Consider the following 19352-nt stretch of genomic DNA (forward strand, 5'->3'; position numbering starts at 1 on the left):
CATCCGCCGGCTCTCAGCCCACGCCCCGGATCTCAGCCCATGACGGTGTAACCCGCCGCCCGCAGGGCGGAGCTGACCTCCGCGCAGTGCTCCGGACCCTTGGTCTCCAGATGCAGTTCCACCTCCGCTTCCGTCAGCCCGAGCCGCGGGTCGGTCCGCACATGGCTCACGTCCAGGACATTGGCGTCGACCTCCGACAGCACCGCGAGCAGCGTCGCGAGCGCCCCCGGCCGGTCCGTCAGCCGCAGGCGCAGCGACAGATAGCGCCCCGCGGCGGCCATGCCGTGCCGCAGGATGCGCTGCATCAGCAGCGGATCGACGTTCCCCCCGGACAGCACCGCGACCACCGGCCCCTCGAAGGAGTCGGGCCGCGACAGCAGCGCCGCCACCGGACTCGCCCCCGCCGGCTCCACGACCAGCTTGGCCCGCTCCAGGCAGAGCAGCAGAGCGCTGGACAACTCGTCCTCGGACACGGTCCGGACCTCGTCGACGAGTTCACCGACGATGGCGAACGGAACGTCGCCCGGCCGCCCGACCTTGATGCCGTCCGCCATCGTCGCCGGTGCCTCGATCGAGACCGGCCGTCCGGCCGCGAGCGAAGGCGGGTAGGCGGCCGCGCCCGCCGCCTGCACCCCGATGATCCGTACGTCCGGCCGCAGCGCCTTGACCGCCAGCGCGATGCCCGCGGCGAGCCCGCCGCCGCCGATGCCCACGACGATCGTGCGCACCTCCGGGCACTGTTCGAGGATCTCCAGGCCGACGGTGCCCTGGCCCGCGATGATGTCGCGGTGGTCGAAGGGGTGGATGAAGACCGCGCCCGTCTCGCGGGCGTACTCCTGGGCGGCGGCCAGCGTCTCGTCCACGACCTGGCCGTGCAGCCGCACCTCGGCGCCGTACTCGCAGGTCGCGGCGACCTTCGGCAGCGGGGCACCGACCGGCATGAACACCGTCGAGCGCACCCCGAGCAGCGACGCCGCCAGCGCGACACCCTGCGCGTGGTTGCCGGCGCTGGCCGCGACCACGCCGGCCGCCCGCTCCTGCGGGGACAGTCCGGCGATCCGCACATACGCGCCACGTATCTTGAAGGAGCCGGTGCGTTGCAGGTTCTCGCACTTCAGATGCACCGGCGCCCCCACCGATCCGGACAGGTGCCGGCTCCCTTCCAGGGCGGTGGACCGCGAGACGCCGGACAGGATCTTCTGCGCCTCCCGTACGTCCTCGACAGTGAGCGCGGCAGAGGCTGCGGCCACCGGTTCCGGGACCGGTCCGGAAGCGGAGGCGGAACCGGAACGTGACGCCGGTGCCGCGTCCGTACCGGATGCCTCCGCACCCGCCGGGACCGATGCCTGGCCGGGCTGCCGACCAGCGGCAGAAGCGGAAGCGGAACCCGAAGGGGAACCGGAGGCAGGAGTGTGCTCGTGCGGCGTGTGATCGGCCATGAAGCCCAGTCTTACAGTTCGGACCGCGGCGGGTACGCGGGGCCGCCGGACCGGTGCCGCGGAGACACGTCTTTGGGCAGCGCCGGTACGGTCCGCGCCGGGGCCGCGTACTCTGTCCCCCAATCCGTACGCATCCCATGAAGCGAGCTCCCGGCCATGCCCACCTCTTCGGACATGACGACCCACACCGACCCCGCTCTTCTCGACGCGCTGCAACACCAAGTCGCCGTTTTCGCCCGCCGCGCCGAACAGAGCCGGCTCGGCGGCGTCGGCCAGGCACGCAACTCCATGGACCGTGCCGCCTATCTGCTCCTCAACCGGCTGGACAAAGAGGGCCCGATGGGGGTCAAGGCGCTGGCCGCCGGCATGGGCATCGACTCCTCGACCGTCACCCGGCAGGTCGCCCCGCTGGTCGACTCCGGCCTGGTCAACCGCGCCTCGCACCCCGAGGACGGCCGTGCGGTCGTGCTTCAGCTCTCCGAGCGCGGCCGGTCCCGGCTGGAGGAGGTACGGGCCTCGCGCCGCGCGCTGATGGCGCTGGTCACGGAGGAGTGGACGGAGGAGGAGCGGAACTCGTTCTGCAGCCTGCTGACGCGCTTCAACGCCTCCCTGTCCACGGTCACCGCGACCCTGCCCCCGGTGCCGTCCAGCTCCTGACCCGACAGCGGAAACGGGCCGCCGGGCCCTGCGCCGTGCGTTCCCCACGGGCCGCGCGCCGCGCATCCGCCCCGCCCGGACGATGTGTCCGCGCGTCCGCTCGGACGGCGTATCCGTGCGCCGCCCCGCTTTTTCCCCGCCGCCCCTTGACCGCGTGCCGGGCCTGCCGTGACATGGAGCTGTGCGAGAGCGGCGGGCAGCTCAGGAACGCCGTCGTGCCCGGGAGTTCGAGGCGTTCGTCGCGGGCGCGGCCGGCCGTCTGCTGCGTACTGCCACGCTCCTGACCGCCGAGCCGGAGGACCGGCCGGCCCCCGCCGCCGAGCGCCTGCTCGTCCTCGCGCTGGCCCGTACGTACGCCGCCTGGGGCCGGCTGCGCGGCGAGGACCCGTACGACCGCGCGCGCCAGGAGATGGCCGCCCACTTCGCGCACTCCGCCTGGCGGGAACGCCTCCCCCGCGCCCTCGGACACGGCAGCCGCCCGCCGCCCCGCGGCCTCCTGGGGCGGCTGTCCCCGCAGGAGCGGCTGGTGGTCGTCCTGCGCCTCTACGAGGGCGTGGCCGAGGAGCAGACCGCGGCGCAGCTCGGGCTGCCCGCCGAACGCGTCCACGCGCTGTGCCTGCGGGCCGTGGGGCACCTGCGCAGCGATCCCCCCGCCGGGTGCGCCGGACCGCCGGTACGGGTCGGCACGCGGGCTCCGGAGCCCGACGGCGTACCGGAGGCGCTGCTGCCGCCCACGCCCCCGGTGACAACGCCACTGCCACCCCCGCCCAAGGAGGCGGCGACGCCATGAGCCTCCCGGACCGCCGGAAAGCCGAGGCGCCATGAGCCTTCCGGACCGCAAGGAGGCCGAGGTCCGGCGGATGCTGGACGGGCCGCATCCGCCGGTCCCGCCCGACCTCGCGCTGCGCGCCGCCGCGAGCGGCCGCCGGCTGCTGGTCCACCGGCGGCTGGCCCGCCGGGTGCTGTGGCTGCTGGCCGTGGCGGCGCTGGCGGCGCTCCTGGTCTGGGCGGCCGTCGACCAGCCGTGGCTGCCGCCGCCGGCGCACACCACCCCTCCGCTGGAAGGGTGGTGAGCCGGGGCCCGGCGCGCCCCGGGCCCGCGGCCACCCCTGAAGGCGCTTTCTAGCCCAGCGCCTGCGTGAGATCCGCGACCAGGTCGTCGATCGACTCGATGCCGACCGAGAGCCGTACGAGGTCGTTCGGGACCTCCAGCAGCGAGCCCGCCGTCGAGGCGTGCGTCATCTTGCCGGGGTGCTCGATCAGCGACTCGACGCCGCCGAGCGACTCACCGAGGGTGAACAGCCTGGCCCGGTTGCAGACCTCCACCGCGGCCTGCTCGCCGCCCGCGACGCGGAAGGACACCATGCCGCCGAAGGAACGCATCTGCTTGGCGGCCGTCTCGTGGCCGGGGTGCTCCTCCAGGCCCGGGTAGTAGACCTGCGTCACCTTGTCGTGCGAGGCGAGCAGCTCGGCGATCCGGGCGGCGTTGGCGCTGTGCCGGTCCATCCGTACGGCCAGCGTCTTCAGGCCGCGCATCACCAGCCACGCGTCGAACGGCCCGGCGACCGCACCCATCGCGTTCTGGTGGTAGGCCAGTTCGTCGCCCAGCTCGGTGTCGTTGACGACGAGCGCGCCGCCGACGACGTCCGAGTGGCCGCCCATGTACTTGGTCGTGGAGTAGACCACCACGTCCGCGCCGAGGGCCAGCGGCTGCTGGAGGTAGGGGCTGGCGAAGGTGTTGTCCACGACCAGGCGGACCCCGGCGTCGCGCGCGACGGCCGCGAGCGCGGAGATGTCCGTGATGCCGAGGAGCGGGTTGCTGGGCGTCTCCACCCAGATCGCCTTCGTACGGGGGCGCAGCGCGTCCCGTACCGCCCGCGGGTCGGAGGTGTCGGCGACCGACCACTGCACGCCCCACCGCTCGACGACCTTCGAAATGAGGCGGAACGTGCCGCCGTACGCGTCATTGGGGATGACGACGTGGTCACCGGGGACCAGGAGGGTGCGCAGCAGGCAGTCCTCGGCCGCGAGGCCGGAGGCGAAGGCCAGGCCGCGGCGGCCGCCGTCGAGGGCGGCGAGGTTCTCCTCCAGGGCGGTACGGGTCGGGTTGGCGCTGCGGCTGTACTCGTAGCCGCCGCGCAGCCCGCCCACCCCGTCCTGCTTGTAGGTGGACACCTGGTAGATGGGCGGTACCACCGCGCCGGTCGCCTCGTCGGGCTCCTGACCTGCGTGAATGGCAAGGGTCTCAAAATTCTGGGGGCGCTGCTCGCGCTGCTCGCTCATGTCTGCCGAGGGTAGTCGTCCACACCCGCGAACTTTTCGGAACTTTCTGCTTCGCTGGATAGTGGATACATACAAGACACCTTCGCGCTCCATCCGGCTCCACCACGTTCCACGCCCGTCCCCGCTCCACCACGCCTCACCCACGCTCCAGCTCCCTGACGCCCCACCCCCTCCACCCGCATCCCACGACCGGAATCCGAGACTGACCACATGGACGCTCTGCTGGTTCTCTTCGCCGCTGCCGCTCTCGGCGGTCTCGTCCTGCTGCCCTGGCTGCGGCGCCGGCAGGCCGCACAGCAGGCCGAGCAGGGGCTGACGGCGGCCACCGACCCGATGGCGGGCTACGGATTCGTGCCGGCCCAGGAGCTGGACGTACGGCTGCCCGGCCCCGACCGGGAGCTGGAGGACGCCCTCGACGAGATCCGGCGCAGCCACGACTGGCGCCCGGCCGCACACCTGCTGAAGGCCACCGGCGAGGACTGGGAGCGCCGCTGGCAGCGGGTGCAGACGCTCGCCGGGGCCGCGGCGTTCGAGCTGGCGGAGCGGCCCGGGCAGGGCGGTATCTGGCTGCGTACGTGGCGCTCCGAGGCGCCCAAGGACCCGGGCGGCGCCCAGACGCACGCCCAGTTCCTCGTCATCCAGGCGCTGCGCGACCCCGGCTCGCAGGACTTCCGCATGATCCTGGAAGAGGCCCGGACGGTCTGCCACGAGGCGGCCCTGCTGGCTCCCGGCAGCCCCGTCCCGTACCTCACCGAGCTGGCCGTCGCCCGCGGCCTCGGCGACCGCCGCGCGGACTACGACGCGCTGTGGTCGAAGGTCACCCAGCGTGCGCCGCACCACATGGGCGCGCATCTCGCCGCCCTGCCGTACTGGTCGCAGAAGTGGCACGGCTCCAAGGAGGAGGCCACCGCGTTCACCGAGAGCGCCGCCGCGGGCGCCCCCGCCGAGAGCCTGCTCCCCGCCCTCCCGCTCTTCGCCGTCTACGAACACCTGCCCGAGGCCAACATGGTCCGCGGCCTCTATCAGAGCGAGGTCGTCGAACGGGCCATCGAGGGCGCGCACTTCGCGCTGCGTGCGGCCCCGGCGGACCACCCCATGGCCCCGCACGTCCGGCACCTGCTCATCTGGTTCCTCGTGCACGCCGAGCGCTATGAGGAAGCGGTGGAGCAGCTCCGCCTGGTCGACGGCCATGTCGGCGCCGTCCCGTGGTCGTACGGCAGCAGCCCCGCAGCCGAGTACGCCGCGTTCCGCGCCCTGGCCGTGGCCGGCTGGGAGCGCGGCGGCGGCACGTCGTCCCACTTCCGCCCGCAGCCGTGATCACCGGCCGCTTCCGCCGGCCCACGGGCCCACCGGCCCGGCGACGGGCCTCGTCCTTGGCGCCCCTGGTTTCGTTCCCGGGGCCCTGGCCCTCGTCCCCGGGCCGCCGGCCCTCGCCCCCGGTCCCTGGAATGCGGCTCCCCCTCCCCGCGTTGTCCCAGCGGGCCGCCACCGCCCTCTCAGCCGACCCCTGGAGCGAGACGCCATGCTCTTCAACCGCTTCAAGAACGCCCTGCCCTCCCCGGAGGAGGCCCTGAAGGGCCGCCCCGAGCGTGACTTCACCGTCCCCGACCGGCACACGGTCCTCGGCAACCCCCTCCTCGGCCCGTACCCCGGGCACCTGCGCGTCGCCGACTTCGGCATGGGCTGCTTCTGGGGCGCCGAGCGCGTGTTCTGGCAGACCGAGGGCGTCTGGACGACGCTGGTCGGCTACCAGGGCGGCCACACCCCGAACCCCACGTACGAAGAGGTGTGCAGCGGCCTCACGGGCCACACCGAAGCGGTCCGCGTCGTGTACGACCCCGCCCGGATCTCGTACGCCGCCCTCCTGAAGCTCTTCTGGGAGTCCCACGATCCCACCCAGGGCTTCCGCCAGGGCAATGACGCCGGCACCCAGTACCGCTCGGCGATCCACACCCACTCCCCCGCCGACCAGCAAGCGGCCGAAGCCTCCCGCACCGCCTACCAGTCCGCCCTCGACTCCTCGGGCCACACCACCATCACCACCGAAATCCTCCCCGCCTCCCCCGACCGCCCCTTCTACCCGGCCGAGCCCTTTCACCAGCAGTACCTCGACAAGAACCCGGCGGGCTACTGCGGGATCGGTGGGACGGGGGTTTCCTGTCCGGTGGGGGTGGCCAAGGCGGACGGGTGAGGGGGACCGGCGGGTCTCACTTCTGGACGGTTGACTCTTCCCGGGTGTGAGCCCGCCCCTGACGCGCCACCATGGGCTGCATGGCTACTTCGGGGGCACGTGGCGGTCGTCTCGGCGGGTTGGGGCAGTGGTGGGGCATTCTGGCCGGCGTCCTGCTGATCGCGGCATGGATCAATGGCGCCGCCGGTCCGGCCGTAGTGATCCTCCTGTCCGCTGTGGTGGTCCTGTGGAGCTTCTTCCAGGCACCGGTGACGTGCGGCGCTCCGGTGCGAGGACGCGCGGACGGCTGCCGCAACAACGCCTTCGGCCTCCTGCTGGGCTGCCACATCCGCCAACACCGCTGGCAGAAGCTGAAGCTGCTGATCGTCCGCCGGCAGGTGCGCGCGTTCTGTGCCGGTCTGTTCTCGGACGGCAAGGCGACGGTCGTCACGCTGGCCGGAGTGGGGAGCTTCGTTTCCGGGCTCGCCGCGCTCGTCCCCGGTGTCATCGTTCGCTGAGTCCCTTGGTCCGGCTATCACCGGGGGCATGTATGGCCGCGGCCCTGAGGGGGCTGGGGGCCTGAAGGGGTACGGCGGGAGGCGGGGCTCACGTCCGGCGGCCCAGGCGGGCGCGGTCGGCCGCTGCCGCGCCCTGCTCCCAGCCGGCGGCGTCGCGTACGCCCCGCATACGGACGGCGGCGGTGTCGGGGAACAGCTCACCGGTGGTCTCGGCCACCGCGACCTCGCGGGCGGCCAGGACCGGCAGGAGGCCCGGCGTGCCGGTGGCGGCTTCGGTGGTCGCCTCCTCGGTGGCCGCGGTCAGGCGGGTGCGGATGCGATCGGCGTAGGCGACGAGGAAGGCCTGGCGGAACTCGCGGGTGCGGCGGGAGCGGCCGCGGCTGTGGTGGGCGTCGCCCGCGCGGTGCATGGCGGTGGTGGCCTGGAGGAGCAGCGAGGTGTAGAGCAGTTCGGCCGCCTCCAGGTCGGCCTCGAAGCCGACGAGGGTGGAGAAGCCGACGTCGCCGGACCAGACGGCCTGGCAGCGGTTGGCGGCGGCCACGGCGTCGAGGAGGAGCGCCTTCGCCTGCTCGTACGGGCCCTCGATGCCGATGCGGATGGCGGCGGGGGCGGCGGTCCGGCCGGCGCCGGTGCCGGGCCCGGTTCTGGCGCCGGTGCTGGTTGCGGTCCCGGCTCCGGCTCCGGCTCCGGCGTGATCGAGCAGCGCCTCGTCGATGCTGTGCCGTGCCATCAGCTCCTGGGCCTTGGCCGACAGCGCCTCCGCCTCCTCCGGATAGTCCGTCGCCTCGGCCTTGGCCAGCAGGCCGCGGATACGGCCGAGGGCCCGGGCATCGGCGGAAGTGCCTGGGCGTACGGGGCGAGCGGTCGGCAGGGGCGTGATGCGGGGCAGCCGCGCCAGGACGCGCAGCGCCGCCAGCACGTCGTACGCCGTCTCGAAGCGCGAGCTGCGGAGGCGGCGCGCCAGCTCTTCCAGGTAGCCGGTTTCCGCCGTCCACCAGACGTCGGCTCCGAGGTCGCGGAGCTGGGCCGCCCAGCGGGGCCCGCGGGTGTGTTCCGCCGCCCGGCCCGCGCGCCGCGCCTCGGCCGCCATCGCGTCCACGACGACAGCGGTACGCGGGCCGCCGCCCGTCTCGCGCCGCACGATCCGCTCCAGGTCGGCGGGCTGCCAGCCGCCCTGCCAGCAGCGGTGTGCGGCGTCCTCCGCCGCGGCCAGCAGCGCGGCGCTGACGGCCTCCGGGCCCGCGGGCGCCGCCGCGAGCATCGAGGCACCGGCCTCCAGGGCGTCCTCGGCGGCCGCCCCGTCCGCGGCGTACCGGACGCTGCCGAGCACGGTGGCGACCAGTTCCCCGGCGGCGGCCCGGCCCTGCTGCCGCGGTCCGTCCTTGCGCTTGTTCACGCGGCCACCTTACGGAGGCGGGCGGCGCCCTCACGAAGACGGGCGGCGCCCTCGGTCGTCGAGGGAGCCGCCCGCCGGTGCCTCCAAAGGGAAGCAGGGGTGCCGAAAGGGGTTACTTCACGGCGCTGCCCGCCACCCACTCGTTCCAGTCCATGTTCCAGCCGTTGAGGCCGTTGTCCGGCTTGATGGTCTTGTCCGGGGAGTTGACCATGTGGACCACGTCGCCGACCAGGGAGTTCTGGTAGAACCAGGCGCCGTCCGTGCCCGGGTCGCCGGCGCCCTTCACGTCCTCCAGGCCGATGCAGCCGTGGCTGGTGTTGGCGTTGCCGAAGATGCCCTTGCCCCAGTAGTTGCCGTGCAGGAACGTGCCGGAGCTGGACAGCCGCATGGCGTGCGGGACGTCGGGGATGTCGTACTCGCCCTTGCCGTCGTTGTTGGTGAAGCCGACCGTGGAGCCGTCCATCCGGGTCTGCTGGTACTTCTCCGAGACGACCATCTTGCCGTTGTACGTCGGGTGCTCCGTGCTGCCCGCGGAGATCGGGATGGTCTTGATCGTCTTGCCGTCGCGCACCACGGTCATCTGGTGGGTCTTGGCGTCGACCGTGCTGACCTGCGAGCGGCCGATGCGGAAGCGCACCGTCTTGTTCTGCACACCCTTGACGCCGGGTGCCGCCTCGACGCCGTCCAGCTTCAGGCCGACGGTGACCTCGGAGTTGGGCTTCCAGTAGTCCTTCGGGCGGAAGTCCAGGCGCTGGTCACCGAACCAGTGGCCGACGACGTCCTGGTTGCTGCTGGACGCCACCTTGATCGCGGACTGGACGTCCTTCTTGTTCTTCACCGGCTTGTCGAAGTTGATCGACACCGGCATGCCGACGCCGACGGTCGAGCCGTCCTCCGGCGTGTAGTTGCCTATGAAGCTGTGCTTCGGGGAGACCGTGGTGAAGGTCGAGTGCTCCACCGCCTCGCGGCCCTTGGAGTCGGCGGCGTGGGCGGTGATCGTGTACTTGGTCGAGCGTTCGAGCTGCTTCTTCGGCTTCCAGGAGCTGCCGTCGGCGGCGAGCGTGCCCTCGACCGGCTTCTTGCTCTCACCGGCGGTCATCGTCACGCCGGTCAGCTTGCCGCTGTCGACGGTGACCTGGGCGGTGCTGTTGATGCCCGCGTCGGTGGATCCGTTCTTCGGGTCGATCTTGATCTTGGCATCCGAGGCGTCCTTCGCCGCCGCCTCGTCGACCTTCTTCGTGTTGTCCTGGCCGCCCCCGTCACCGCCGTCACCGCCACCGCACGCCCCGAGTGTCAGCACACCCCCGAGCAGCGCGGCAGTGGCTATCAGGCCCTTGCGACGCTTGCTGTCCGTCATCACACGATTCTCCATTGCCTTGCTACCGAACCCGGAAACCCCCGAGCCGGGCGTCACACCGCATACCGCCGGCCGACACCTCAGGAACGTCTGTTCCGTTTCGTCCGTTCCATACGTGGCGCATCTGTGGGAAACGCCACGCAACCCCCGCACGACGGCGGGCGTCGTACGGAGATCGCGTGGCGTCGACTGCGGGCGGCCGCGGTGGAGGCGCCGGACCGGTCGCGGAGGGTGCCGGGCCCGGGCCGCCGGCCCGCTCCTCAGAACCGGACCCGCACCCCGTCACCGGAGGTCTCGGCCCCCTCGGGCTCCTCGTCCTCCGCGAAGTCGTCGTCCTCCGCGTCGTGCCCGAGGACCCACTCCGCGTCGGCGTCGTAGTCGATCTCCTCGCTGCTCCACGACGCCTGCGTCAGTTCCACCCCCGGCACGTCCTCGACCAGGTCGAAGGGGTCCACGAGGTACGCCAGCGCCTCCGCCGGATCGGTCTGGACCGTTTCCCGCGCATGCCCGCGCTCCTCCGCGGGTAGAGAAGGGTCACCGTTGATGTGGTCGAGTGCCGCGCCGGTCAGCCGGTCCGAGTCGGTTACCTCCATGACCAGTTCGACATGGAGCCGGACAAACCGTGATGTCTCGTCATTGCTCATGTCTGGGAGCGTAAGCACCACCGGCTCCTGACTTCCCCGCGACCCGCGGCTGTCACTAACATCTGTTGTCAACGGTCAATTCGCCGAGCCCACAAGGGGGATCGTTTCCGTGCCCGTGACCGCACGTCGACCACTGCTGACCGCCGCAGCCGCGGGATCGGTGCTGCTCGCCCTGTGGTTCGTACCGTCCGCGAACGCCACCGTCGAGCACGGCGAACAGACGACACCCGGCGCCCCCCGGTCGGCCCAACAGGGCACCGCGACGCAGTCGCACACCGCCGCGCGGCCCGGCCAGGCCCGGCAGGAGGCCGACCGGAACCAGCAGGAGGCCGGCGGCGGCCCGCAGGACGCGCTGCTCGCCGACACCGGCGCGTTCGACACCACGCCGTACGTCGTCGGAGGCGCCGTGTTCCTCGGCCTCGGTGCCGGGCTGGTCGGTTTCTCCGTCCGCCGCGCCCGCGGCGACCTGGCCTGACCGTCCCGACCAGGCAAGAAAGAACGCCCCGAACAGGCGGAAGAACGCCCCGACCTGGCAAAGAAGCGCGGAATGGCGCGCGAACCCCCTGGCCGGCGGTTCCGGCGAGGCGGACAGCGGCGGGGCGTAGCGGGCGAACTACGGCGGGGCGGGCGAGCAGCGGCGCGGCGGCTCCGGTGAAGCGCGCCGCACCCGCCCGGCCCGGCCCAACCCCAGGTCCGAGGCCGGCCCCGAGGCCGGACCCGCCGGCCCCGACCTCAGGCCAGCTCGCCGGTGACCTGCTCCACCGCCTCGACCAGCCGGCCGCCGCGCACGAACTCGTACGCCGCCTCCAGGTCCGGCGCGAGGAAACGGTCCTCCCCCGGACCCTGGATCCCCGCGGCCCGTACGGCGTCCAGCACCGCGCGGGTGGCCGGCGCCGGGGTCAGGCCCTCGCGCATCTCCACCGCCCGGGTCGCCGCGTACAGCTCGACGGCGAGCACCCGGGTCAGGTTGTCCACGGCGGTCCGCAGCTTGCGCGCCGCCGACCAGCCCATCGAGACGTGGTCCTCCTGCATCGCGGACGACGGGATGGAGTCCACCGACGCGGGCGCGGCGAGCCGCTTCAGCTCGCTGACCAGCGCCGCCTGCGTGTACTGGGCGATCATCAGGCCCGAGTCGACACCCGGGTCACCGGCCAGGAACGCGGGCAGGCCGTGCGAGCGGTTCTTGTCCAGCAGCCGGTCCGTACGGCGCTCCGCGATCGAGCCGAGGTCGGCCGCGGCGACGGCGAGGAAGTCCAGGACGTACGCGACCGGCGCGCCGTGGAAGTTGCCGTTCGACTCGACCCGGCCGTCCTCCAGCACCACCGGGTTGTCGACGGCGGCGGCCAGCTCGCGGCTCGCGACCAGGCGGGCGTGGTCCAGCGTGTCCCGGCCCGCGCCCGCGACCTGCGGGGCGCAGCGGACGGAGTACGCGTCCTGGACGCGCGGCGCGTCGTCCTGGTGGTGGCCGGTGAGTCCCGAACCGGCCAGGACCTTGAGCATGTTGGCGGCCGAGGCGGCCTGGCCGGGGTGCGGGCGGATGGCGTGCAGTTCGGGCGCGAGCACCTTGTCCGTACCGAGCAGCGCCTCCAGGGAGAGCGCGGCCGTGATGTCCGCGGTGGTGAAGAGGCGGGCCAGGTCGGCGCAGGCCATGATCAGCATGCCGAGCATGCCGTCGGTGCCGTTCAGGAGGGCCAGGCCCTCCTTCTCGCGCAGCTCGACCGGCGCGATGCCGTGCTCGGCGAGCAGGTCGCCGGCCGGCCGTACGACGCCGTCCGGGCCCTCCGCCTCGCCCTCGCCCATGAGCGTCAGCGCGCAGTGCGACAGCGGCGCGAGGTCGCCGGAGCAGCCGAGCGAGCCGTACTCGTGGACGACGGGGGTGATCCCGGCGTTGACGATCTCGGCCATGGTGCCGACGACGAGCGGCCGGACCCCCGTACGGCCGGAGGCCAGGGTCTTCAGGCGCAGGAACATCAGCGCGCGCACCACCTCGCGCTCCACCCGCGGACCCATGCCGGCGGCGTGCGAGCGCACGATGTTGCGCTGGAGCTGGGCCCGCAGCTCCGGGCTGATGTGGCGTACGGCCAGGGCGCCGAAGCCCGTGGAGACGCCGTACACCGGGTCCGGCTTGGCGGCGAGGTCGTCGATGACCGCACGGGCGGCGGCGACGGCCGCCGTGGCCTCCTCGGACAGCTCGATACGGGCGGCGCCGCGGGCGACGGCGATGACGTCCTCTGCGGTCGTGCCGGACGTCCCCAGCACCACAGTGTGCATATCCATATTCAGGCACCCTAGAGACTGAATCCCTGGATGTCACCACGGGATCTCCGGCACGGCGGCCGCCGCCCGCCCGGGTCACGGGGCACCGCACGGGGCCGGTGGGCCGCGCCCGGTCACCGCCGGAAGCGGCGGCGTTCCGTCGGCGAGGCGGGTTCCGGGGCGTCGGCCAGGCGGATCACCGGGTCGTCCGGGCCACCCTCCCTGCCCGCCACGACGGGGCCGCGCGAGCCGGTCCCCTTCGCCCGGTACTGCGCGGCGTCCGCCAGCCGGAACAGCCGCCGGGCCGAGCGCACCGGGCCGATCGGGTCGCCGGTCGACGCGACGCCGACCGCCACCCCCTCGCCCAGCTCCAGCTCCGCCGCCCGGTCGCACAGCTCCGCCGCCACCTTGGCCACCTCGTCGGCCGAGGGGCCCACCGTGAGCAGGCAGAACTCATCGCCGCCGAGGCGGGCGGCGAGGGTGCCCGGCAGTATGGCACCGCACAGGGACAGCACCGAGCCGAATCGTTCCAGCAGCCGGTCGCCGACGGCGTGCCCGCACGAGTCGTTCACCCGCTTCAGCCCGTTCAGGTCGCACACCACCAGGCTCACCACCGCGCCGTCCCGCCGGTGCCGCTCCAGGGCCTCGTCGAGCCGCATGTCCACCGCGCGCCGGTTGGCGAGGCCGGTCAGCGCGTCCGTGAACGCCAGCCGGCGCGCCTCCGCCAGCCGCTCCGTCTGCGCGATCCCGGCCGCCGTCACCGCGGCCAGCACGGTGGCGAAGTCCGCGTCCGCGCGCGAGAAGACCGGCTCCCCGGCCGAGCGGGCCACGTACAGCTCGCCCCACGCGCGCCCGTGCAGCACGATCGGCGCGACCACGCAGCAGCCGCGGCCCCTGCGGCGCAGCGCGGCCACCCGCTGGTGGTTGTACGGACCGTCGTCCGCGCCGTCCTCGGCGGTCTCGACCCAGGCGTTCGGCTGGCCGCCCCCGGCCCACTGCTCGTACAGGAAGCCGACGATCTCCGGGAACTCGTGCACCGGGTACGACTCGTCCTCGGGGTACACCACCTCGTCCGCGGTCAGCTCACCGACGTTGACCAGCACCTTGAGCTGTCCCAGCTCACGTTCCCAGGCCGAGATGGCCGCGAACGAGCCCCCCAGGGCCGCCCGCACCCCCTCCGCGGCGGCCCGCACCGACTCCCGCGGGGTGTGCGCCGCCGCCATCGCCTGCGCCAGTGCCACCACGGCCCGAAGCCTGTCATCGCCTTCGCCCGTCACCGGACCTCGCATTCCGCCACCGTGAGCACGTCGTGTCACTACAGCGTAGGAACGTTCCAGGGCATTCGCCCTTTCCGACCGGGCCGGGGCCGCGCCGTGGCAGGGGCACCGGCGCCCCTCACTCCCCGGGCCACTCCGGCCGCCGCTTCTCGTTGAAGGCGGCCACGCCTTCCGCCCGGTCGCCCGAGAACGCCACGCTGCGCCAGGCGCCGTCCTCCAGGTCGAGGCCGGTACGGAGGTCGAGGCCGTGGCCCAGGCGCAGGGCGCGCTTGGCGGCGCGGAGGCCGACCGGGGAGTTGCGGGCGATGCGCCCGGCCAGCGCCAGCGCCTCGTCGGTGTCCTGGCCTGCGTCGACGAGGTGATCGACAAGGCCCAGGTCACGGGCTTCGGGCGCCTCCACCCGCCGCCCCGTGAAGATCAGCTCGGCCGCGCGGGCCGCCCCCACCCGCCGCGGCAGGAGCTGCGTACCGCCGCCCCCGGGAAGCACGCCGACCGACACCTCGGGCAGCCCGACCACGGCCGTACGGTCCGCCACGATCAGGTCGCACGCCAGCGCCAGCTCGAACCCGCCACCGAGCGCGAAGCCGTGCACGGCCGCGACGGTGGGCATCGGCAGTTCCAGGACACCGGTGTAGGCGGCCCGGGTGCGCGGGCGCTGGCGCATCAGGTCGGCGTCGCTGAAGGAGTTGCGCTCCTTCAGGTCGGCGCCCACGCAGAAGGCCCGCTCGTGGGTGGAGGTCAGCACGGTGACGCGGACGTCGCGGTCGGCGGCGAGCGCGGCGCAGGCGGCGCTGATGCCGTCCGCCATGGCCGTGGACACGGCGTTCATCGCCTGGGGCCGGTCGAGCCGCAGTTCGGCCACGTGCCCGTGCCGGTGTACGCCGACGAAGTCCCCGTAGCGTTGCGTGTCCATACGGCACCCTCCCTGGTTAACGATCGTTCCGTCACTGTAACCATGGGGCGCAAGAGGCAGTCGCGTACGGACCGGGAAGGGCGGGACCCGGCGTACGGTCAGCCGCGGCGGCTGAGCAGCCAGGGCTCGACGACGCCCAGCCCGCGCACCGGCCGCTGCCACATCGGCTGGAGCGCGAAGCGGTACTCGGGCAGCGGCCCCGCGCCGTCCTCGGCCGCCGCGGCGGCCGCCTTCGCATCGGCCTCGGAGACCGGCGCCTCGCCGATGCGTCCCAGTTCCTCCGCGAACGCCTCGTCGACCAGCACCGTGTCCTTCGGCGCTATCGACGTGAGCCGGCTGGCCAGGTTCACGGTCGTACCGAAGACGTCGCCCATCCGGGTCGTGACCGTCCCGAACGCGATGCCGACCCGCAGCTCCGGCATCGTCTCGTCGTTGGCCATGGTCTCGATGAGGCGGAGCCCGATCTCGGCCGCCGTGCCCGCGTCGTCGGCGGCGAACAGGACCTCGTCGCCGAGCGTCTTGATGAGCCGGCCGCCGTGCGCGGCGACCAGGTCGGCGGCCGTGGTCTCGAACGCCTCGACCAGCTCGCCCAGTTCCTCCTCCTCCAGACGGCGGGTCAGCCGGGTGAAGCCGACGAGGTCGGCGAAGCCCACCGCCAGGCGCCGGTCGACCATCTCCGCGTCGTCCTGGGCCTGCACGACGCGGCCGGTCGCGGCGGCGAGCTGGCGGCGCCAGACGTAGACGAGGAATTCCTCCAGCTCGGGCAGGAGGAGTTCGACGAGGGGGTATGTGATCTCCGTACGGGTCAGGCCGGAGTCCTGGGGCTCGGTCAGCCCCTCCAGGAACGAGTCGATCTGCCAGTCGGCGAGGCGGGCGGTGGTCTGCCCGGTGGATCGGGCCACCTGCACCGCCATCGCCTCGCTGAGCAGGCCGGCCTCCACCAGGCCCGCCAGCCGCCGCAGCGCCAGGACGTCGGCCTCGGTCAGCGCCTTGACCTGGCCGATGTCCGCGAAGCCCATGGCGCGCCAGAAGCGGGAGGCCAGCTCCATGGAGACACCGGCGCTGCGGGCCGCCTGGAAGGGGGTGTAGCGGCGGTCGGCGCCGAGGATCAGTTGTTCCAGGCGGATGGCGATGGTGTCGTCGTCGGGGTCGCCCCCGGCGCCGTCGCCCCCCGCGCTGTCGACGCTCGCGCCGTTCACCGTGCCGGGCGCGGGGCCGCTCCGGTCGCCGCCGTCGGCCGCGCCGCCCCCGGCCTGCCCGTGCGTGCCGTCGGCGCGTGCGGTGCCGTCCGCAGGTGCCGAGTCCCCCTCACGAGGAGCGGCCCCCGTCTCACGAGGGGCGATGTCCGCTTCGCGCGGGCCGGCGCCCGAGTCGCCGGCGGTCACCGCTCGCTCCCTGTCCGTTCCCTGCGCACTGCCCTTCCGATCACTTCTCGCTCGTTCGCCCGCTCCACGGCGGACGGCCTCAACGATACGGCAGGTGTGCTCTGGCTCACTCTCACACCTCGTCGCTATCGCCCCAATCGACACATAAGTGCGATTGCTCCCGAGGTTTCTTGACCAGGATCTGATCGTTTCTGACCGCCATACGGACGGGAGGAGGACCGAAGACGCACTCCGGCGCATCCGGCTCCCCCGGTGCGGCCGCCCCGCCGTCCCCGCTCGGGCCACCGTACGAGGGCGCCCGGGGGATCCGCCCCGACGGTTGGACGGCAGTTGGACGGAGCCCGGGGCGCGTCATGGCGAAGCCGGCCCCCGGAGAGCCGACCCTTCGGAGAGCCGGCCCCTCGGAGCCGTCCCCACCGCCCCCTTACGCCTCGGCCGCCGGCCGCACATGCACGATGTCCCCCGCGGCGACCGGCCGCTGCATCCCCTCCTTCGTGGCGAGCACCAGCCGCCCGTCGCCGTCGATGGCCACCGCCTCGCCGAGCAGGGCCCGGTCGCCGGGCAGTTCGGCGCGCACGGAGCGGCCGAGCGTGGCGCATCCGGCCGCGTACGCGTCCTGGAGGCGGCAGGCCGCCGCGTCGCCGTCCGCCGCGGTCCACTGCCCGTACCAGTCCTCGACCGAGCGCAGGACGGCCCGCAGCACCGGGTCCCGGTCGGTGACCTTGGCGCCGGCCAGGGCGAGCGAACCGGCGCCGGGCACGGGCAGTTCTCCGGCGCGCAGCGTGACGTTGAGGCCGATGCCGATGACCACGCCGTCACCGGCCCGCTCCGCGAGGATGCCGCCGGCCTTGCGCTCCTCGTCACCGATGGTGACCAGCAGGTCGTTGGGCCACTTCAGGGCGGTGTCCACACCCGCGGTGCGGGCCACCGCGCTGGCGGTCGCCACTCCGGCGAGCAGCGGCAGCCAGCCCCAGCGCTCCGGGGGGACCCGTGGGGCGAGGTAGAAGGAGAAGAACAGGCCGGAGCGCGGCGGCGCCGACCACCTGCGGTCCAGCCGGCCACGCCCGGCCGACTGCTCCTCGGCGACGAGGACGGCCCCTTCGGCCAGCCCCTCCGCGGCCCGCGCGGCGAGGTCGGTGTTGGTCGAACCGGTCGAGGGCACGACGTCGAGGGCGGTCCACAGCGAGCCGGACCGCAGCAGAGCGCGCCGCAGCGCCGCCCCGTTCAGCGGCGGGCGGTCCAGGTCGGACCAGCGACCTCCGGCGCCACCGCCGTGGTCTTTGTCCTGGTTTTCCGGTGGTTGAGGCGTCATGGCCCCAGCCTAGGTGTGGTCAACGACGCAGTGCCCCTGAGCAGTCCCGCCGATACGCTACGAAGCGGTAGCCCATCCCGTTCAACCCCCGTACCACCCTCGTACGAGCACCAGTCCAGGACGAGCAGGAGCCGCATCCCGATGTCCGAGCCGGAAGCACACATCACCACGACCGCGGGCAAGCTGGCCGACCTCCAGCGCAGGATCGAGGAGGCCACCCACGCCGGGTCCGCGCGGGCCGTGGAAAAGCAGCACGCCAAGGGCAAGCTGACGGCGCGTGAGCGCGTGGAGCTGCTCCTCGACGAGGGCTCGTTCGTCGAGCTGGACGAGTTCGCGCGGCACCGTTCGACCAATTTCGGCCTGGAGAAGAACCGGCCGTACGGCGATGGTGTGGTGACCGGTTACGGCACCGTCGACGGCCGTCCGATCTGCGTGTACTCACAGGACTTCACCATTTTCGGCGGTTCGCTGGGCGAGGTCTACGGCGAGAAGATCGTCAAGGTGATGGACTTCGCGCTGAAGAACGGCTGCCCCGTCGTCGGCATCAACGACGGCGGCGGCGCCCGCATCCAGGAGGGGGTCGCCGCCCTCGGCCTGTTCGCGGAGATCTTCCGCCGCAATGTGCACGCCTCCGGCGTGGTCCCGCAGATCTCGCTGATCGTCGGCCCGTGCGCGGGCGGCGCGGTCTACTCCCCCGCGATCACCGATTTCACGGTCATGGTCGACCAGACCTCGCACATGTTCATCACCGGCCCCGACGTGATCAAGACCGTCACCGGCGAGGACGTGGGCTTCGAGGAGCTGGGCGGCGCCCGGACGCACAACACCACCTCCGGCGTCGCGCACCACATGGCGGGCGACGAGAAGGACGCCATCGAGTACGTCAAGGCGCTGCTGTCCTACCTGCCGTCCAACAACCTCTCCGAGCCGCCCGCCTTCCCCGAGGAGGCGGACCTGGAGACCTCGGCGTACGACCGCGAGCTGGACACGCTGATCCCGGACTCGGCGAACCAGCCGTACGACATGCACACCGCCATCGAGCACGTCCTCGACGACGGTGAGTTCCTGGAGACGCAGGCGCTCTTCGCGCCGAACATGGTCACCGGCTTCGGGCGGGTGGAGGGCCACGCGGTCGGTGTGGTCGCCAACCAGCCGATGCAGTTCGCGGGCACGCTGGACATCAACGCGAGCGAGAAGGCCGCGCGGTTCGTGCGCACCTGCGACGCGTTCAACGTGCCCGTGCTGACGTTCGTGGACGTACCGGGCTTCCTGCCGGGTACGGACCAGGAATGGGACGGCATCATCCGGCGAGGCGCCAAGCTGATCTACGCATACGCGGAAGCGACGGTTCCGCTGATCACGGTGATCACGCGCAAGGCGTTCGGCGGCGCGTACGACGTCATGGGCTCCAAGCACCTGGGCGCGGACCTGAACCTGGCCTGGCCGACCGCGCAGATCGCGGTGATGGGCGCGCAGGGCGCGGTCAACATCCTGCACCGCCGCGCGCTCGCCGCGATCGAGGAGCAGGACGCGCAGGACGCCCGCCGGCAGGAGCTGATCCAGGAGTACGAGGACGCGCTGCTCAACCCGTACGTGGCGGCCGAGCGCGGCTACGTGGACGCGGTGATCATGCCGTCGGAGACCCGCCGGCACATCGTCCGCGGGCTGCGCACGCTGCGCAACAAGCGCGAGTCGCTGCCCCCGAAGAAGCACGGCAACATCCCGCTGTAGGGCCGCCCGTGTCC

The 19352-nt window shown here is 73.0% G+C and carries 18 protein-coding genes; 8 read left to right on the forward strand and 10 right to left on the reverse strand.

Annotated features, from left to right (window positions below; genetic code table 11):
- Positions 1–32 precede the first annotated feature (32 nt).
- The gene (gene ilvA / locus ACH4EB_RS31610; RefSeq protein ID WP_398351529.1) at positions 33–1250 is read right to left on the reverse strand and encodes a threonine ammonia-lyase; all 1218 of its coding nucleotides are present in this window, start codon (positions 1248–1250) and stop codon (positions 33–35) included.
- A 345-nt stretch (positions 1251–1595) separates the two neighbouring features.
- On the opposite strand from ilvA, the gene ACH4EB_RS31615 reads away from it, so the two are divergent.
- The 3 genes from ACH4EB_RS31615 to ACH4EB_RS31625 all read left to right on the forward strand — a co-directional run bounded on the left by ACH4EB_RS31615 (position 1596) and on the right by ACH4EB_RS31625 (position 3169).
- On the forward strand, positions 1596–2096 hold the full coding sequence (locus ACH4EB_RS31615) for a MarR family winged helix-turn-helix transcriptional regulator (protein ID WP_398351530.1): 501 nt from the start codon (positions 1596–1598) through the stop codon (positions 2094–2096).
- A 181-nt stretch (positions 2097–2277) separates the two neighbouring features.
- Complete coding sequence (locus ACH4EB_RS31620) at positions 2278–2886, forward strand: sigma factor-like helix-turn-helix DNA-binding protein (protein ID WP_398351531.1); 609 nt, start codon at positions 2278–2280, stop codon at positions 2884–2886.
- A gap of 31 nt (positions 2887–2917) precedes the next feature.
- The gene (locus tag ACH4EB_RS31625; RefSeq protein WP_398351532.1) at positions 2918–3169 is read left to right on the forward strand and encodes a hypothetical protein; all 252 of its coding nucleotides are present in this window, start codon (positions 2918–2920) and stop codon (positions 3167–3169) included.
- Between the two features lie 49 nt (positions 3170–3218).
- Here ACH4EB_RS31625 and ACH4EB_RS31630 read toward each other — a convergent pair whose 3' ends face one another.
- Complete coding sequence (locus ACH4EB_RS31630; RefSeq protein ID WP_398351533.1) at positions 3219–4379, reverse strand: cystathionine gamma-synthase; 1161 nt, start codon at positions 4377–4379, stop codon at positions 3219–3221.
- A gap of 210 nt (positions 4380–4589) precedes the next feature.
- Here ACH4EB_RS31630 and ACH4EB_RS31635 point away from each other — a divergent pair, with 210 nt between their 5' ends.
- The 3 genes from ACH4EB_RS31635 (at position 4590) to ACH4EB_RS31645 (ending at position 7067) form a co-directional block, all read left to right on the forward strand.
- Complete coding sequence (locus ACH4EB_RS31635; protein WP_398351535.1) at positions 4590–5696, forward strand: hypothetical protein; 1107 nt, start codon at positions 4590–4592, stop codon at positions 5694–5696.
- Between the two features lie 205 nt (positions 5697–5901).
- Positions 5902–6570 carry a peptide-methionine (S)-S-oxide reductase MsrA gene (gene msrA, locus ACH4EB_RS31640; protein ID WP_398351536.1) on the forward strand — a complete coding sequence of 223 codons (669 nt, stop codon included), beginning with the start codon at positions 5902–5904 and terminating at the stop codon, positions 6568–6570.
- An 80-nt stretch (positions 6571–6650) separates the two neighbouring features.
- The gene (locus ACH4EB_RS31645) at positions 6651–7067 is read left to right on the forward strand and encodes a hypothetical protein (protein WP_398351537.1); all 417 of its coding nucleotides are present in this window, start codon (positions 6651–6653) and stop codon (positions 7065–7067) included.
- A gap of 88 nt (positions 7068–7155) precedes the next feature.
- On the opposite strand, the gene ACH4EB_RS31650 is transcribed toward ACH4EB_RS31645, so the two are convergent.
- The 3 genes from ACH4EB_RS31650 to ACH4EB_RS31660 all read right to left on the reverse strand — a co-directional run bounded on the left by ACH4EB_RS31650 (position 7156) and on the right by ACH4EB_RS31660 (position 10464).
- On the reverse strand, positions 7156–8463 hold the full coding sequence (locus tag ACH4EB_RS31650; protein WP_398351538.1) for a DUF2786 domain-containing protein: 1308 nt from the start codon (positions 8461–8463) through the stop codon (positions 7156–7158).
- 112 nt (positions 8464–8575) lie between these two features.
- The gene (locus tag ACH4EB_RS31655; protein WP_398351540.1) at positions 8576–9835 is read right to left on the reverse strand and encodes an Ig-like domain-containing protein; all 1260 of its coding nucleotides are present in this window, start codon (positions 9833–9835) and stop codon (positions 8576–8578) included.
- 245 nt (positions 9836–10080) lie between these two features.
- Positions 10081–10464, reverse strand: a complete 384-nt coding sequence (locus ACH4EB_RS31660; RefSeq protein ID WP_398351541.1) for a hypothetical protein — start codon at positions 10462–10464, stop codon at positions 10081–10083.
- 115 nt (positions 10465–10579) lie between these two features.
- On the opposite strand from ACH4EB_RS31660, the gene ACH4EB_RS31665 reads away from it, so the two are divergent.
- Positions 10580–10939, forward strand: coding sequence for a hypothetical protein (locus ACH4EB_RS31665; protein WP_398351543.1), 360 nt, complete (start codon positions 10580–10582; stop codon positions 10937–10939).
- A gap of 257 nt (positions 10940–11196) precedes the next feature.
- Here ACH4EB_RS31665 and hutH read toward each other — a convergent pair whose 3' ends face one another.
- The 5 genes from hutH to ACH4EB_RS31690 form a co-directional block, all read right to left on the reverse strand.
- Entirely contained in the window at positions 11197–12741 is a 1545-nt protein-coding gene (gene hutH, locus ACH4EB_RS31670) for a histidine ammonia-lyase (RefSeq protein WP_398351544.1), read from the reverse strand.
- A 113-nt stretch (positions 12742–12854) separates the two neighbouring features.
- Complete coding sequence (locus ACH4EB_RS31675; protein WP_398351546.1) at positions 12855–14009, reverse strand: diguanylate cyclase domain-containing protein; 1155 nt, start codon at positions 14007–14009, stop codon at positions 12855–12857.
- 106 nt (positions 14010–14115) lie between these two features.
- Entirely contained in the window at positions 14116–14910 is a 795-nt protein-coding gene (locus ACH4EB_RS31680; protein WP_398351547.1) for an enoyl-CoA hydratase/isomerase family protein, read from the reverse strand.
- Positions 14911–15008: 98 nt separating this feature from the next.
- On the reverse strand, positions 15009–16295 hold the full coding sequence (locus tag ACH4EB_RS31685; protein WP_398351548.1) for an adenylate/guanylate cyclase domain-containing protein: 1287 nt from the start codon (positions 16293–16295) through the stop codon (positions 15009–15011).
- A 424-nt stretch (positions 16296–16719) separates the two neighbouring features.
- On the reverse strand, positions 16720–17607 hold the full coding sequence (locus ACH4EB_RS31690) for a biotin--[acetyl-CoA-carboxylase] ligase (protein ID WP_398351549.1): 888 nt from the start codon (positions 17605–17607) through the stop codon (positions 16720–16722).
- A gap of 141 nt (positions 17608–17748) precedes the next feature.
- Here ACH4EB_RS31690 and ACH4EB_RS31695 point away from each other — a divergent pair, with 141 nt between their 5' ends.
- Positions 17749–19338: an acyl-CoA carboxylase subunit beta gene (locus tag ACH4EB_RS31695; protein ID WP_398351550.1), complete on the forward strand. Its 1590-nt coding sequence runs from the start codon at positions 17749–17751 to the stop codon at positions 19336–19338.
- Positions 19339–19352: the final 14 nt, after the last annotated feature.

This window comes from Streptomyces sp. NPDC018045 (assembly GCF_044327445.1).
GTDB lineage: Bacteria > Actinomycetota > Actinomycetes > Streptomycetales > Streptomycetaceae > Streptomyces.

Excerpts from the sequence above, each read along its gene's own strand:
- ACH4EB_RS31675 (WP_398351546.1), bottom strand. The coding sequence starts at position 14,009 with ATGCGAGGTCCGGTGACGGGCGAAGGCGATGACAGGCTTCGGGCCGTG.
- ACH4EB_RS31690 (WP_398351549.1), bottom strand. The coding sequence starts at position 17,607 with ATGACGCCTCAACCACCGGAAAACCAGGACAAAGACCACGGCGGTGGC.
- ACH4EB_RS31625 (WP_398351532.1), top strand. The coding sequence starts at position 2,918 with ATGAGCCTTCCGGACCGCAAGGAGGCCGAGGTCCGGCGGATGCTGGAC.
- ACH4EB_RS31695 (WP_398351550.1), top strand. The coding sequence starts at position 17,749 with ATGTCCGAGCCGGAAGCACACATCACCACGACCGCGGGCAAGCTGGCC.
- hutH (WP_398351544.1), bottom strand. The coding sequence starts at position 12,741 with ATGGATATGCACACTGTGGTGCTGGGGACGTCCGGCACGACCGCAGAG.
- ACH4EB_RS31645 (WP_398351537.1), top strand. The coding sequence starts at position 6,651 with ATGGCTACTTCGGGGGCACGTGGCGGTCGTCTCGGCGGGTTGGGGCAG.
- ACH4EB_RS31680 (WP_398351547.1), bottom strand. The coding sequence starts at position 14,910 with ATGGACACGCAACGCTACGGGGACTTCGTCGGCGTACACCGGCACGGG.
- msrA (WP_398351536.1), top strand. The coding sequence starts at position 5,902 with ATGCTCTTCAACCGCTTCAAGAACGCCCTGCCCTCCCCGGAGGAGGCC.
- ACH4EB_RS31660 (WP_398351541.1), bottom strand. The coding sequence starts at position 10,464 with ATGAGCAATGACGAGACATCACGGTTTGTCCGGCTCCATGTCGAACTG.
- ACH4EB_RS31655 (WP_398351540.1), bottom strand. The coding sequence starts at position 9,835 with ATGGAGAATCGTGTGATGACGGACAGCAAGCGTCGCAAGGGCCTGATA.
- ACH4EB_RS31630 (WP_398351533.1), bottom strand. The coding sequence starts at position 4,379 with ATGAGCGAGCAGCGCGAGCAGCGCCCCCAGAATTTTGAGACCCTTGCC.
- ACH4EB_RS31615 (WP_398351530.1), top strand. The coding sequence starts at position 1,596 with ATGCCCACCTCTTCGGACATGACGACCCACACCGACCCCGCTCTTCTC.
- ACH4EB_RS31635 (WP_398351535.1), top strand. The coding sequence starts at position 4,590 with ATGGACGCTCTGCTGGTTCTCTTCGCCGCTGCCGCTCTCGGCGGTCTC.